This is a genomic window from Methanooceanicella nereidis (assembly GCF_021023085.1).
GTDB classification, from domain to species: domain Archaea; phylum Halobacteriota; class Methanocellia; order Methanocellales; family Methanocellaceae; genus Methanooceanicella; species Methanooceanicella nereidis.
In genome coordinates this window covers 292,058-307,104 of the sequence record NZ_PGCK01000003.1, presented here as the reverse complement: position 1 = coordinate 307,104, position 15,047 = coordinate 292,058, and the positions used below count along the sequence as shown (strand labels likewise).

The window sequence follows — 15,047 nt, the reverse complement described above, 5'->3', positions numbered from 1 at the left end:
CGATACAAACCAACTAGCATACGCAAACAAACACAACGTACACCAGCCAGAAAATATCGAACAACCAACCAAACATCAGAGATCGCGATAACACCAACAAACAGGTGCACCCCTCGACTCCTCACTAAAGATATACCGCAGCCTTAGAACGATCCCTCATCCCGTGTTGACACACAGGGTCGTGATCGTATGAGCAGACTACGGCGATTATTATCATTTTCATCCCGTATTTTATCGGGAATCTGTTATTATACAGCTTTCGTATTTATAGTTTTTCGTCGACTTAAATTTATGGATAATTTGGCAACAATTTTATTGCCAGTTATCATAAATTTTTATGACAAATTACTACAGATACTTCCCGTTCACGTATCATGTAAGATTTCGACTTACTGTTACGCGGGATTACTTCTTAAGTCGTTATTAGTATATATAGTTTTGCTTCGAGCGCCACTATAACAATACTTTAAAACGACTATCAAAGACAATCATTATCGTTTTAATGAATGCCTTCCCATTCGCATATTTACACAACTTCACGGTTGTGTCGCGTGGGATTACTTCTTAAGTCGTTATTAGTATATATAGTTTTGCTTGTTTTGGGAATTTTGCAAAACTTACTAAAGACTTCATCAGACAATCATAAATCATCATTATGAATGCCTGCACATCAGCCGCATTTTATACCTGGTACTATGCTCAGGCATCATGCCGGATGCGCGAGAACATACAAGGGATTTTTTGTATTTATAGTTATTGCTGATGGAACACTCATTGTTTTATATATAATACAAATCAAAAATTTCAAATATTGCAAATAAATACACATATAGTATTCGAAGTTTAAATTTACTGCTATAACCTAAATAAATCCAAATTATAATAAATAAATTAAAAAACAACTAATTACAAATTAATAATCATAAATAAACTACAAAATCTTTATATTTCAAAATAATGAAAAAAGGTCCTTAACAAAATGATCAAGTTTAGGTTTAGAGGACTATGTTAAACTTCGGCATTTACTATAACCAGGAAGATATGCCTGTATCCGATCAAGTACATACGCCTGGAAAGGTCGCACATGAAGTGGAAAATGGACTTATTGATAAGAAAGGATCATCATTTTCTGTCAATAGAAAATATAAAAAAATCGCTGATAAACTGCATTTGACAGGGAACAGGGTCTTTTTACTTAAAGCGCGTGACATTAACAGGGTAATTCCTGTAGGAGAAGGAATTCTCCATTTAGCTCATGATAGTTACATACTGGTCATAGAATCCGGAGACCGAACCTTCTTAAAATTTGATTCAGAATGCACATTGAATATAGATCTTCCGAACATAGAGATAGATTTTAACCATAACAATACGGTCATAACGGTCGGTATCAGGAACAAAGATAACAGGACTATAAGAATATCTGAAAATACAGCGGACATCCTTAACTGCATATCTTATATCTGCTCAATGCCTTCTGAAAGATCCCCTTTTAAGAGCCACCCGCTATTCAGGCATTCATTACCCCGTATAGATATAGCGAAAGCAGATCGTTCTCGAAGCATCCTGGGACCGGATCACGCAGATATTGTGATAAGACTGCCAGAAGACCTGAAATACATATATTCCGCCTCACCCCTTGCTTATTATCTCGGGGCCGCGCTTGAGACTGATAAGACGCCATCCATAGAGCTAAAAGGCCATGATCGGATAAGATTATCGAAGTGGCCTGAATTTGAGACCGATATGGCAGGAATGATCAGGCTAATGTTCAACATGGACTGTGCGGTAAGATGTGCGGCAATGACGGGAAAATATTTCCACGGTATAGATCTGTTAAACCTTTTCGACAGATCTCCCACGGAGATATTTTCAATGAGCATGCAAGACAGGTTAGCACTGTATTCCGGCGTTGAAATTGAAAATGTGCTAAAAGGCATACCTGTATGGCATATGGCTTCATATTTAAACCCATTACCTGCGTCGGTCAGGTCGTTACCATTACTGTTACCCGTGATGTCCGCGATCCATTCTGCACGAAGTTACCGGCTAACGGATAGAGACGCGATAATGTTATCCATAAAAAAATTTTTATCCAGTCATGCTCCGGCAAAAATTATAAGTGGGCCCGTGCTAGGGCATTCGGATAAGAATGAAGTTTGTTTACCGGTATTATATGATGCCCGCTCAAATCACTGGCCGGGCGACGGATACCCGGTAGATGCCATAAAATCCGGTTTATCGTCATCGGAATATAGCGAGAGCAATTATACCAGACCTAAAAGAAAGCGAAGGGTGGCCATAATTTGTAATGATGAGTTCATGAAAGAAGCTGTCGTAGATATTTGCGAGCCTCTGAGCAAAACTGATCTAAAGGTAGATCTGCTCATGAAAGCCGATGTTGAAGATGTTAAGGATACGTTCGCTTCCGGCTACGGGCTTGTGCAATTCATCGGGAGACATAATGCTCAAGGTTTTATGTGTGCCGACGGGTTTGTAAAGGCCTCTGACATGGATGTGGTAGATGCTTCGGCGTTCTTTTTATGTACGGATTCCAGTTATGAAGAGGGCGCATGCATGGTCCGAAAGAGTTCGACCTGCGGCATCGCCACGTTGTTCCCGATATATAATGAGGCGGCTCTTGACGTTTTGAAAAATTTCTACATTATGATAGCTGCAGGCTATTCTGTATACACATCGATACAGGCCGCAAAGGAATGTTCTGTCGAAGGGAAGAAGTATATTTTCTTGGGGGACAATTCCTGTAGAGGTCCGGCAGGAGCAGGGTCGTATAGGCGGTTTTACAGGATAGATAAAGATAATGAAGAGTTCTTGTTAGATTGTATGATCGATGGCGTTGAAAAAGGGTCGATAGAGGATAAGGGCAATTATTTCGAAAATTGTGCCGTATCAGACATGGGGTTTATAATGCGGTCACTGTCGGGGGACCGGCTTGGAATAATCGGTACCGGGCTACAAGGATATTGTCTTTATGATGGAAATATCTATAAAAGCGTAAAGGAAGCTGCTTACGATGCGGTCAATGGCCGCCGTAAGTCCCTATAAAGCATGATCCCTGCTAATCTTTTTTATAATAGAAGAATACGGCGCTTTTGTAGTTCACACATCTAAAGTTCCGGAAATATTTTCTTAGGTCCGTCTTTTCTGTGGAGAACGGCCTTATGATGAGGTCGGCCCCGCATTTCCTTGCTATTGCGGCGATGGAGTCCTGCATGTCCACCGGAGGCCTGATAGAGTACACCAGCGATGCGCCTTCGTATATCCCCATGTCAGGGTTGAATATGTCATCCCGCACATAATTTAACCCGTGCGGGCCTTCCTCGTGTATGTCTGTGCAGATGACATCAAAGTCATTTTTCAGCAGCAGCGCTACCTCAGGGTGTCTGCCGACGCCGACCTCGACGATACGCGACCCGGAAGGATAGTTCGATCTTATAAAATCGGCGATGTCCTGATAACCTGTTATATCCATCAGCGTCAATATAATTAGTATAGCAGTATATAGTTATTCAAGGTGATATGGCTGATAGACATAAGGCCGTTCGAACCCGAGGATACCCGTGCAGTGATAGAGCTTGAAGAGGAGATCTTTCATGAGCCCAGCCCAATACTATATTCCATGATAGAAAGATACCCGATCGATGGGTTCTATGTCGCGGAATGCGATGGCGTCGTCTGCGGTTACCTGATAGGGGTCGTGCTCATGGATGAAGCGAGGATATTACTTCTGGGGGTCAAGCAAGAGTATAGAAGGAAGACCATCGGGAGCATGCTGGCGAACTATTTTATCGAGTCGGTAAGAAGGATCACGAATATGGTAAGGCTTGAGGTGCGCAGCAGTAATTTGGCTGCACAGACCTTTTATTTCAAGATGGGGTTCCGGTTCGTCGGGATCATAAATGGATATTATAAGAACGGCGAAAGCGCATACGTAATGATCAAGCCCTTAGATCAGCTAACCCTTTTTCTTTGACCCCGAGCAGGTTTAGCTTTCTATCTTTCTTTCCGATTATGGTCGTGTTGTCTCTTCCGGGGTTTATCGCACGCCCGATTTCATCGCTGAGCACAAAGATCGCGTTCATATGGTCGGTCTTGCTCCTGTGCACATGTACCGGGCTAATATGTAAGCTTTCATATCGGCTAAAGTCCGCCTCAACGCCCTCTGATTCTAAAAATCTTTTTACCTGCACAAGAGTGGTATGTAAGTATATCAATTCTTCTTTTTGCATAAAGAACCCCCATCATGAGTATTACTTAATAAAGTGGAGTAGTTTAAAGCGATTAAAAGTTTATAGTTGTTGGTGAAAGCCCTAAAAAGATATATATTTGACGCTTAATGGCTGTTTAAATTAAATCCGGTCAATAATATCGCAATGATCAAATTTTCCGGAGTCGTCCGGCCCATATTGAAAGCCTTCATGAGACCCCGCATTTATTTTAAGGTGATCATTTACGTTTTTTGAGATTATGCCTATCAGGTCTTTTCCCGTCCGGGTAAACTCTAATGACACAAAAACACGATATCACTAAATTTTTTTAAGGTCAAAGGTTCAAAGGCATTAAAATGATAGCTTAACATCCGATGAACATCTATCACACAGGATAACCTCGGGTAAATCACTCTAAAAAATATTGAGAGCCTTTTTAAGAAATGCATTGATGTCAATTCTATGATACCTTAAGACAACGAGCATATGATCCACTATCAGGCCGGGAGAATGAGATGATCCAATTATAAAAAGAAAAGGGTACCGAGTATAATTTACTCGGTGGTTATTACTTTAACATTTGCGGGCTGCTTTACTATGCTGCCCATCTTGACGCCCACGACGTAATCAAGGTTCTTCTCTGCGGCGATGTCAAGCATCCTCTGGGTTATGACACCGTCAAAGACTACGCTCTTGACTTCTGCAGTGGTCTCCTTGAGCGTGTTCGCGAGATCGCGGACAGCAACCTTCGAGACGACGTTCTTGTTAGCGTCCAGGAGCTTTGCGCTGAGCGTGCCGGTGAGCTCGTTCATGATCTCCGAGAACTCGCCTACTTCTTTCGGCTCCGCCTTTTTAACCGGGGCCTGCTGCTGTTCCTGGCGCGGTTCCCTCTGCTCGCGCCTCTCAGGGCGCTCAGGCCTCTCATCGGACCTTCTCAGGCTCTTTCTCCTCGGGGTCTCTCCGCGTTCCTGCCTCTCGCGCGAGTCTCTCTGCTGGTACTCGCGCTGCGGGTACTCTCTCTGCTGGTACTCGCGCTGCTGGTACTCACGCTGTGGCTGGGCCTGTTGCTGCTGCGGAGCTGCTTCCGCCTTTGCATTGGTTGCGGCTGCTGCTTCGCCTTTGGCCTCGGCCTGCTGTTGTGCTGCGCCCCTGCGCCTGCGCGGGACTTCGACTACCTGCTCGACAGGCACCTTGCTGCGGAGTGACTTGATGATCTCCTTCTGCGTCAGTTCCTCTACGCCCTTGCCGTCCGGAGCCCTTGCGACATAGTCCACATCAGCGACCTGGAGCAATTCCTTGAGAATGAGCTCTCCTCCCCTGTCGCCATCCGTAAATACAGTGACGGTCTTCTTCTTGCTCAGCTCGGCAATAAGCTGCGGGACGTTGGTACCCTCTACCGCTATTGCGTTCTTTATGCCGTACCTTAGCAGGTTAAGCACGTCTGCCCGTCCTTCCACGACGAGTATTGCGTCGGAGTCTATCACGTTCGGGCCTGCGGGGAGGTTGTCTATGAACGTTACCTCTTCTACGCGGACTGCCTGTTTCACGGCGTCGGTGATCTCCTGGCTCTCCGGTACGGTGTTGTCGAACATGTCCGTCAGTATGTGCTTTGCACGGTCGATGATCTGCTTCCTTTTCGAGGAACGCACATCCTCGATCTTCGTGACGGTGATCTTCGAGATACACGGGCCTACCCTGTCGATGGTCTCAAGGGCGGCTGCCAGGATGGACGTCTCGACCTTGTCCAGGCTTGACGGTATAAGTATGTTACCGCTGGACTTTCCATATTTTGAAGTTATATTGACCTCGATCCTCCCGATCCTTCCGGTCTTCTGAAGCTCACGCAGATCCAGGTCTGCGCCAAGCAGGCCTTCTGTCTGGCCAAATACTGCTCCGACAACGTCCGGGCGTTCCACGACGCCTTCGGCGTTGATGTGAGCATGAATGACATATTTTGTTGTGTCAGATTCTTCCATTTTTAAACACTTCCTTAAATTATTTAAACACTTATTGAAATCCTCAAAAACCTTCTTTAAAATAGTAGGGCAATCAAACAAGGTCTTAGCGCACGCATATCAAGTATGCATGCTCCCCTGACATATGGATGGAATGAGAGGTCTGATGAAACCATCGACATATGTTCATATATCTCAGTCGAACGGTCATATGCCCTTTCCGCATACAGGCCATTCCGTTCCTGTGAAGTATGATGAATGATGATTATTACCTGACTATTTTAAATCGGTGTTTTATGGATTTCCGCTTTGATGTTAATAGTGATCTCCTATTACCGGTCGCATATCAGGCGCCACTTTCCCTCTGGCGCGAGATATAATCGTATAGGTTATTACCTTGTTTTAAATTGGTCATGAAAGTTTAATAATGTTGTGGTTTACTGGAACAAACTTCCTTAAGCCTTTGAACATATTTGTATAAACTTTCTATGTCCTTTATCTCTTTTTTAACAAGGTCTTTTAGAGACGACCTCAGATCACAGTCCGGACGCGCGCCGTCTGCCTTCAGGTATGTCTCCATCTGAAGCGCTACTTCATCGCCTCGCTCATCCCAGTCAGTGAGGACAACTATGTCCTTCTTCTCCCTGGCCAGTTCCTCCGCGAGGTTAAATAGCTGCTTTTGGGACGTCATCACTATGTCCCCATGGACTCCCAGCGAGATAAGCGAATCTCTGTCTCGCTTACCTTCAACAAGTATCGTCGCCCCGTGCATTGCACGATCGGCTATCTCGTCGATAAGTGCCTGTATCTCCTCGAGGCGCTCACGATCGTCCATTACAGTTTTCCTCTAAAGCATTTTGCGACGTCATCGGCATTGACGCCTGTTACTTTTATCGACTTCCACTGGTTCGTGCTTCCTGACATTATCTCTATGTAGGCCGCTTTGACGTTCAGCAATCCGGATAGCGCGCTTATTAGTTCCTCGTTAGCCTTCCCTTTTTCGGGAGGGGAGCGAAGCTTTACCTCGATCCTTTTACGCCAGACGTTATAACCGCTGGGCATCGCAGGATTCTTTGCGCCCGGTGTCACTTCGAAGTCGATAACGACGCCGTCCTTGACAGGCTTAATGGCATCTTCGAATGACATCAGAAAGAAAGTCGCGGGTGAAAGATAAAAACATTTTGGTTACTGTGAGCTGACATATCTACAAGCGTATCGTTATCCAGTGCTAAGATCCCATACTGGATTTGCCACAAAGAAAACAAAACAAATCACAAAAAGGAAATAACGAAATTTTTTATTGTAATTTTAAATATCCCCTGGTCACTAACTCCGGGAGATCATCCTCAATGAGTAATCTCGCTGTCCTTCCCAGTTACCCTCGTGGCCGGGGGTTTGAAATATACCGCGTTGAGGTTGTCTTGTCCTTCACAGATAGGGTTACCCAATAACTCAGGCAAGGACCTTACAACACGATTTGTGAATTTAGCTCCCCTTATGCACAGGCGATCATAAAAGCTCATTGACTGATGAATTCACGCCCGTCCTCGTAGAGAGCATGTATATATGGTAGTGTACTACTTTATATAAGTTTTGTTATAATATATTTGGCCGTATTTTCATTAAAATTGGGAAATAAAGTCTATTTTCCGGATCTCCCGGCGAGCATTTTCTTCATGCCCTTGATGCTGTGAGGCCTATAGCCTTTTCCCCTCAGGAAATTCCCGTCCCCGCGCTTTGCATAAAACTCCTTTCCGTCGAGCAGTATATTGCCGCGCTGCATCACTGCGACAGGGAATATACCTTCGAAGCCCTCGAAAGGCGTCCATCCGGCTTTGCTGTGCAGGTCAGCGGCAGTGATCATTTTCACCGCGCTCATATCCACGAACATTATGTCCGCATCATACCCTTCCTGTATCCTGCCTTTTCCTTCTATGCCAAAAATGCGAGCGGGGTTCTCCGAGGCCATATCGATGAGCCTCTTCAGGGACAGCTTTCTGTCGTACACCGCTTTGAGCATCAGCGGCATCATGGTCTCCACGCCCGGCACCCCGGACGGGGCAGACCTAACATCCGTATCCTTTTCCTCTTTCGTATGAGGAGCGTGGTCTGAAGCAAGAACGTCGATAGAGCCGTCATTCACGCCTTCCCAGAGTGCGTTGATCTCCCTGTCGTGCCTTATGGGAGGGTTCATCTTGGCCCTGGCGCCGAGCTTATCCCAGTGCTTCATGTGTAAAAGCAGATGATGCGGCGTGACATCGCAGGTTATGCCTTCCCCTTTTATCAACTCTATGGTCTTAGCCGTGCTTATATGGGTGAGATGCATGGCCACCCTGGTCTCTTTTACCAGTCTGATTGCCCCCATGACGGCGTTGATCTCGGATTCCACCGGCCTCATCTGTGAGTGGACCGACGGGCTTGTATCATTTTTTAGGGCTTTCTTCAATTCCTCATGCAGGGCTTCATCTTCCGCGTGGATGCTGGCCGTCGCGCCCATCTTTGAGATCATCCTCAGCGCATCGCGCAGCGTATCCTCATCGACGTTAAACCCTCCGGTGCTTTTCGCCATGAATATCTCGCCGAATGCCATCGCGCCCTTTTTCCATAGCCTGGGCAGTTCGTCCAGGTCTGTGGATACTCCGGCATTTATCCCGAAATCGATCATCGAGCTGTTCTTAGCGATAGCCAGCTTCATATCAAAAGAATCTCTGTCAAAAGTGGGCGGGCTCGTGTTCGGCATATCTATAACAGTGGTTACTCCCCCGTAGAGCGCGGACCGTGAGCCTGTGACCCAGGTCTCCTTTTCCTCCTGCTCCATGTCCCGGAAGTGCACATGTGTGTCTATGGCGCCGGGCAGAGCGAGTAGCCCCCGGGCATCGTAAGTCTCTTCGCCCTTGATTATCTTGGCTATCTTCCTGATCTTGCCGCCATCAATGCCTATGGAGCAGGTCACGATATTATCGTCAAAACAGACCTTTGCGTTCTCTACTACCAGCCCGTACATCAAGGTAGAGACTTTCGTACGGAAATATATAACTTTGGTTACGCAAATGTGCGAAGGATCATCTTTTTTAATGCTACTGCCCTTGATATAGTATCATAATATAATATTAGTGGATCTTTAACGGCCTTTTTAAAAATGCCTGGCGATCCGGGTCTTTTTTCGATCGATAAGTTGAATATTGAGTTCTATATATTCATGTATAATTGTCCAAAAATATGCAAAAATAATTTTTCCACGTATAAAAACGGCAACAGTAAAAACCATGACAAATAAGCAATTTCTATATAGAATATATATTGTTATATAGCAACTATTATACACGATGCCATAGTCTTAGAAGTGATAATCCAATATAGACATATATATTACGGGGAAGAATAATGGACCCATTTATATTAATGGTCATCGCAATATTGGTGGCCCTCGCATTTGACATGATGAACGGTTTTCATGACACGGCCAATTCGGTGGCCACAGTCATCTATACTAAAGCCCTTCCCCCCCAGGTCGCTATCAGCATTGCAGCGTTAATGAACATGATAGGCCCGTTCTTACTGGGCACTGCAGTTGCAAAAGTTATCGCTACAAGTATCATACCCTCGGAATTCCTGACTATAGAGATGGTCATGGCTGGCCTGATGGGTGCGATATTATGGGATCTTTTAACATGGTGGTATGGACTCCCTGTAAGCTCATCGCATGCTTTGATAGGGGGCCTCGTTGGCAGCGGACTGGCTGCCATCGGTTTTGCAGGGGTAAAGTGGAGCGGATTAACTAAAGTGATACTCGCACTCCTTGTATCACCGGTGGTCGGCGTTGTTCTGGGCCTGGTGTTCATGCTGATCATCGGGCGTTATGTCATATCCAGGATGGATAAGCAAAAAAGCAATTCGATATTTAAGAAAATACAGATCCTGTCCTCAGCGGCAGTAAGCCTGAGCCATGGTTCTAACGATGCTCAAAAGACCATGGGCATAATAGCCATGTTCGTCGCCGTCACATATGGGCACAGCGAGCCGATCATTGAGACCTGGATGATAATAGCCTGTGCACTGGCCATAGGCCTGGGGACTGCCATGGGCGGATGGAGAATAATCAGGACGCTCGGCGAGCGTATCGGAAAGGAAGAGCTGTCGCCCTCACAGGGATTTGCGGCGGAAACGGCCACTGCCCTGACCATCGCAGTAGGTTCTCACATAGGGGCACCTATAAGTACGACACACGTACTATCTTCTAGCGTCGTCGGTACCGTCATGAGTGGAGGTACCGGAGTATTAAATAAGAAGGTGGTCTTAAATATATTAATGGCATGGGTGCTCACCATACCCGTCGCGGCAATCGCTGCAGCCTTATCATACTACGTATTAATGCTGGTGGGAATATGACGGATACGCTAAAATCTATAATGGACCTCTTTGCGAGGTCGCCGTTCAGGCCGCTAAACGAACACGCGGAGAAGGTCAGGCTTACCGCAATGAAGATGGACGAGGCGGTCAAGGCATACCTGGACGGTGACGAGGCAAAAGTGGATACGCTCTTTAAAGAGATCAGTACTCTGGAGCATGCTGCCGATCACGTAAAACATACCATTCGTGAAAACATGCCCTCGACTTTACTCATGCCGGTTGACAGGGCGGACATCATCAACTTCTTAAAGCAGCAGGATGACATTGCCAATAGCGCAGAGATAGTGTCGCAAATGCTCTGGATAAAAAAGGTGAACATCACGCCTGCAGTAAAGGAAGCAGTACTGAACCTTGAGAGCGAGGTCATGATCACGGTAAACGCTCATGTCGACGCAGTCGGAAAGATCGTTAACCTGCTTGATTCTTCATTCTCCTCTAAGAGAGTAAAGGAGATACAGAGCATCATCAACGAAGTCGATACCCATAAGCACAACGTAGACGTTGCCAGGGTCAAGACCATTAAGACGATCTATGAGAACGAGGAGGCGCTTGGCACTATCGGGGTATACCACCTTGTAGAGCTCGTAGAGGAGCTTGCGTGGGTGGCAGGCCATGCCGAGAACGCTTCGGACAGGATAAGGATAATAGTCGCCAGGAGATAGGCGGACACTTAAAAATGCTTGATGGCATAAAGGACCGGACCAGGGTAATGGCTGTATGATCCGGCCTGTTACCTAAAGTTTGTCCCATGTGCCATTAGTCTATTTTTGATCTAATCTCGTGTCTCGCACCTTTCCAGCATTTCATCAAATCTCTTTTCCACCACTTCACCGCGCGGGGAAGTCTCCTCGAAGATCTGGCCTGTAAAAGTATACACTTTTGTCATGTCGTCCACCCATGCGTCAGGGTATAGCCCTGCTTTCATACAGGCATTTTCAAGATAATCGGTGACATTCCAGCCCTGCTCTACGGGGACCTGTGGTAATAATAGACCCCTGTAAAGTCCGTACTCTATTATCAGCCCGTCCCTGCCTATAACGATATGTTCGGGCCTTTCCAGGGGTTTTATCCGTAAAAGCTCCGGCTCGGAAAGGACTGTGACCTCAAGATTGATCTTGTCCATTTCCGCCGACCTGACCCTCGGAAAACGCGGATCCTGAGTGGCGGCCTGTATCGCCGCGTCGACCAGCGCCTCCCTTAACGGGACGTCCGGATACGGGTAGCCGATACAACCCCTGAGGTCATGGGACTTCTTCAGCGTCACAAAAACGCCCGACAGTTCATCGAACGGGCGGGGAAGTTCTACTTCGGGTACACTGTTAGTCCTGACATACTCCTCTATGACCTTTCTTGCGGTCCTGACCGCTAGAGTGCCTTCTTCGATGCTCAGCATATATCAATGATATGTTATCCGGCTAAAAAAATATATTGATGGAAAAGGGTAGCTAGCAAATATTTATATAATAGGTCAACGAACTTAGGTGGATACCAGGATTTCAGAAAATAATATTCGTGAGAGAGGAGGGACGGCTGCCGCCAATTTGGTGAGGAAAGTCCCCCCACCGTCTGGATGCACAAATGTCCGTAAGGGCATACGGCGAGAGTCGTGGCAATGGCACAGAAACGGCACGGTCGCGGGCAAATGCGATGATCCGGTAACGGAGAGGTCGCCCGTAAACCGATGAAACGGCCAATCCTTGTGGGTGCAAGCTAAAGCGGGTCTAAGGGAATCCAGCCCCGGGCCCCGGTAAAAGCGCTAAGATGAATGCCGTCGGCCGCAAGGCCATAAACATAAGGGGGCTTACTATCCTATACTCACGAATATTCTGAAGCCTGTTTTTATAAAAGCTATCAGAACATTTTTTGTGAAAACACTTAATTCAAATAAAGGAAAATAATAGAAAAGATATCGATTTTCATTACTATCATAACATTAAACTCGGCCCATGTCAAGTTAAATATATACGAAAATCCTTACATTATTACTTAGAAGACGTTCGGGTAAATGAGCAAAATGCACAAGTATTATCTGGGTTTAAAAGAGCTGGACGAAGCCATCGGAGGCATTAGCGGAGGCGCTAATATCATGTTGATCGGCCCCCCGATGAGCGGAAAGGACTCTATCTTGAACAACATTATTGCAGCAGGCCTCAGTTCGGAGGAGGGCGTCATTTTCCTTACCACGAAAGTCCCCGGTGAAAGTGTCATTGAAAAATTTTCCGGGGAGGGAGAGGGAAAGATCAATAATATTGGCATAGTGGACTGTATCTCAAAAAGCCTGGGGCTTGGCAGTAATGATACCCCAAGCATAAAGAGGGCTACCAGTCCCGTAGACCTGACAGGTATCGGTGTACGCATCAGCCAGTTCATAGAGGAGTTCGGCAAGCATAAAAATATCAAGGACGTCAGGCTCTGTATCAATTCGCTCTCGACGATACTGATGTATTCGAACCTTCAGACCGTTTTTAGATTCATGCACGTCTTTTCCGGAAGAGTGACGGCTATTAAGGCGCTGGGAGTCTATGTAGTGGAAGAAGGCATGCACGACGAACAGACAATATCCACTTTAAAACAGCTTTTCAATGGCGTCATAGAGGTCAAAGTGGAGAATGACAGTTATTATATGAGAGCTGCGGGGCTGACACCGAGGCCGACCAGATGGTTCGAGTACGAGGTCGTGAATGATATGGCGGTCATCAGGGGTGTGAAAGATGATTAAGACAGGCATACCGACCCTGGACGGATATTTAAAGGGAGGCCTCCCGATCGGAAAGACCATTATATTTTATGGCCCCCCGACCGTAGACGTGGACATTTTCGGAATGCAAGTCGCCTATACTAACCTTATCAATAATGGGGTTTGCTATTATGTCACAAGTAAAAGCTCCCCCGACCTTATCAGGTCTAACTTCCGGGAATACGGATGGGACCTTATCCCTTATGCTTCCAGGTTCGCCATTGTCGACGCTTATTCCTCGCTGATAGGTGCTTCGCCAACCGAGCCTTTTAACGTTAAAGACCCCGAGAGCATAGAATCCATAGACGATGCCATGACAGGCATCATAGATTCGATCTCGCCGGGTGACATGATAGTTTTCTCATCGCTTTCATCCATACTGGATACGTGCGGCGGCGGTCCCGGCATTCCGGACATCAATAAAGTCCTGGAATCCATAAAGCGCTGGAATAAGATGGCCGTCCTTAACGGGGGGATCGTGGTGTATAATTTCACCGATTACGGATATCCGCCGGAGCTGGTCGAACAGGTCAAAAAAGGGCTCTGCAACTCATCCGTGGTGGTCGACAGGATCGGCGGTGAATCAGGTTACGGTCAGTATTTCAAGCTGTATACGTGCGATTGGTCGAAGCCGCCGGAGTTCCCCACGCTTTTCAAGGTAGTCAAGCCCGGCGGCATAAAGGTCCACATACCCAAGATACTTGTCACGGGGCCTAAAGGCGCGGGGAAGTCCACATTTATCAGGTCCGCTGCGTCGTTATCGTCGGATAAATCAGTTTCAGTGGACAGAATGGGCACGACCGTCGCAGTTGATTACGCTCATGTCATGCTAAAGGGTTTCACGATAGACATGTTCGGAACTCCCGGCCAGGATCGCTTTAATCCCATAATCAAGAACATAGCCAAGGATGCGCTTGGGATCATTGTCGTAATTGACTCGACTGACCCTAAGTCTTTTGAAAGGGCGGTGGAGATGCTAAACATCTCCAAAACAAAAGACGTGCCGTATATCATAGCTGCCAACAAGCAGGACCTGGAAGATGCGCTTGATACTGAAAAGATCAGGAAAAAGATCAATCTCCCGGAGGATATACCGATCGTCAGAGTGAGCGCCTCGAACAACATGAACGTAGCGCAGGCGATAGACATCATTATAAAAAAGATAGTAGGTGTTAGATAGATGGCCGGGGCGATAGAAAAGCTTGACAAGGTCTTAAATGACCTGAGAGGTTCGGGAGACATAAAGGCCCTTGCGATCGTATCACGGGATGGTCTTTTAATAACCTCGAACATGCCGGGGGACGTCCATGCTGAGACGTTCGCGATCATGGCGGCCACGATGCTCGGGGCTGCGGAAACCGCAACGCTCGAGATGAACCAGGGCGTGCCTGACCGTCTGATAGTGGAGACTGACGAGAGTAAGCTTGTCATAATGGGCGCAGGAGAAAGAGCCATGCTGGTCCTGATCGCAGGCTCAAGGGCAGGCCTCGGTAGCATAATTGTGGAAATGGACAATGCGATAGCAAAGATCCGGGACATATTGAGCGAAAACAAAAAATAGGCCCTGCTGGATCTTTATGGGCGAGGTACTTGCCGATCATTTTTGGATCACTGTCTGCCTGTATGGCCTGCCAGCCCATGCTCCGCATAAAGAGGCTTATACCATCTAAATATTATAATGACAAAAAATAGTGGGTTACAGGCAGTTCAAGTGAT

At 46.5% G+C, this 15,047-nt stretch carries 14 protein-coding genes and 1 other RNA gene; 8 read left to right on the top strand and 7 right to left on the bottom strand.

The window, feature by feature from the left end; genetic code table 11:
• Positions 1 to 1,005 precede the first annotated feature (1,005 nt).
• Positions 1,006 to 3,066 (top strand): hypothetical protein, encoded by a 2,061-nt coding sequence (locus tag CUJ83_RS05705; protein ID WP_230741321.1) that lies wholly within the window; start codon positions 1,006 to 1,008, stop codon positions 3,064 to 3,066.
• A gap of 13 nt (positions 3,067 to 3,079) precedes the next feature.
• On the opposite strand, the gene CUJ83_RS05700 is transcribed toward CUJ83_RS05705, so the two are convergent.
• Positions 3,080 to 3,493, bottom strand: coding sequence for a UPF0146 family protein (locus tag CUJ83_RS05700; protein ID WP_230741320.1), 414 nt, complete (start codon positions 3,491 to 3,493; stop codon positions 3,080 to 3,082).
• A gap of 42 nt (positions 3,494 to 3,535) precedes the next feature.
• Between CUJ83_RS05700 and rimI the strand changes: the two genes are divergently transcribed.
• Complete coding sequence (gene rimI, locus CUJ83_RS05695) at positions 3,536 to 3,994, top strand: ribosomal protein S18-alanine N-acetyltransferase (protein ID WP_230741319.1); 459 nt, start codon at positions 3,536 to 3,538, stop codon at positions 3,992 to 3,994.
• Here rimI and CUJ83_RS05690 read toward each other — a convergent pair.
• The 5 genes from CUJ83_RS05690 to CUJ83_RS05670 form a co-directional block, all read right to left on the bottom strand.
• Positions 3,960 to 4,250, bottom strand: coding sequence for a UPF0058 family protein (locus CUJ83_RS05690; RefSeq protein WP_230741318.1), 291 nt, complete (start codon positions 4,248 to 4,250; stop codon positions 3,960 to 3,962). The genes rimI and CUJ83_RS05690 overlap by 35 nt on opposite strands.
• A gap of 533 nt (positions 4,251 to 4,783) precedes the next feature.
• Positions 4,784 to 6,205: a DNA primase DnaG gene (dnaG, locus tag CUJ83_RS05685; RefSeq protein ID WP_230741317.1), complete on the bottom strand. Its 1,422-nt coding sequence runs from the start codon at positions 6,203 to 6,205 to the stop codon at positions 4,784 to 4,786.
• 400 nt (positions 6,206 to 6,605) lie between these two features.
• Positions 6,606 to 7,019 carry a toprim domain-containing protein gene (locus CUJ83_RS05680; protein ID WP_230741316.1) on the bottom strand — a complete coding sequence of 138 codons (414 nt, stop codon included), beginning with the start codon at positions 7,017 to 7,019 and terminating at the stop codon, positions 6,606 to 6,608.
• Positions 7,019 to 7,330, bottom strand: a complete 312-nt coding sequence (locus CUJ83_RS05675) for a DUF167 domain-containing protein (protein WP_230741315.1) — start codon at positions 7,328 to 7,330, stop codon at positions 7,019 to 7,021. Before CUJ83_RS05675 ends, CUJ83_RS05680 begins: the two co-directional genes overlap by 1 nt.
• Before the next feature lie 496 nt (positions 7,331 to 7,826).
• Positions 7,827 to 9,188 (bottom strand): dihydroorotase, encoded by a 1,362-nt coding sequence (locus CUJ83_RS05670; RefSeq protein WP_230741314.1) that lies wholly within the window; start codon positions 9,186 to 9,188, stop codon positions 7,827 to 7,829.
• A gap of 380 nt (positions 9,189 to 9,568) precedes the next feature.
• Between CUJ83_RS05670 and CUJ83_RS05665 the strand changes: the two genes are divergently transcribed.
• Together CUJ83_RS05665 and CUJ83_RS05660 are read left to right on the top strand one after the other, a co-directional pair.
• On the top strand, positions 9,569 to 10,573 hold the full coding sequence (locus tag CUJ83_RS05665; RefSeq protein ID WP_230741313.1) for an inorganic phosphate transporter: 1,005 nt from the start codon (positions 9,569 to 9,571) through the stop codon (positions 10,571 to 10,573).
• A complete protein-coding gene (locus tag CUJ83_RS05660; protein WP_230741312.1) occupies positions 10,570 to 11,256 on the top strand; it encodes a TIGR00153 family protein in 687 nt (228 codons plus the stop codon). The genes CUJ83_RS05665 and CUJ83_RS05660 overlap by 4 nt, the downstream gene beginning before the upstream one ends.
• A 110-nt stretch (positions 11,257 to 11,366) precedes the next feature.
• On the opposite strand, the gene CUJ83_RS05655 is transcribed toward CUJ83_RS05660, so the two are convergent.
• Positions 11,367 to 11,987, bottom strand: a complete 621-nt coding sequence (locus CUJ83_RS05655; RefSeq protein ID WP_230741311.1) for a TIGR00296 family protein — start codon at positions 11,985 to 11,987, stop codon at positions 11,367 to 11,369.
• Between the two features lie 121 nt (positions 11,988 to 12,108).
• On the opposite strand from CUJ83_RS05655, the gene rnpB reads away from it, so the two are divergent.
• The 4 genes from rnpB (at position 12,109) to CUJ83_RS05635 (ending at position 14,892) form a co-directional block, all read left to right on the top strand.
• Positions 12,109 to 12,411: RNase P RNA component (rnpB, locus tag CUJ83_RS05650), an RNA gene on the top strand.
• Positions 12,412 to 12,599: 188 nt separating this feature from the next.
• Positions 12,600 to 13,313, top strand: coding sequence for an RAD55 family ATPase (locus CUJ83_RS05645; RefSeq protein WP_230741310.1), 714 nt, complete (start codon positions 12,600 to 12,602; stop codon positions 13,311 to 13,313).
• The gene (locus CUJ83_RS05640; protein ID WP_230741309.1) at positions 13,306 to 14,511 is read left to right on the top strand and encodes a GTP-binding protein; all 1,206 of its coding nucleotides are present in this window, start codon (positions 13,306 to 13,308) and stop codon (positions 14,509 to 14,511) included. The genes CUJ83_RS05645 and CUJ83_RS05640 overlap by 8 nt, the downstream gene beginning before the upstream one ends.
• The gene (locus CUJ83_RS05635; RefSeq protein WP_230741308.1) at positions 14,512 to 14,892 is read left to right on the top strand and encodes a roadblock/LC7 domain-containing protein; all 381 of its coding nucleotides are present in this window, start codon (positions 14,512 to 14,514) and stop codon (positions 14,890 to 14,892) included.
• Positions 14,893 to 15,047: the final 155 nt, after the last annotated feature.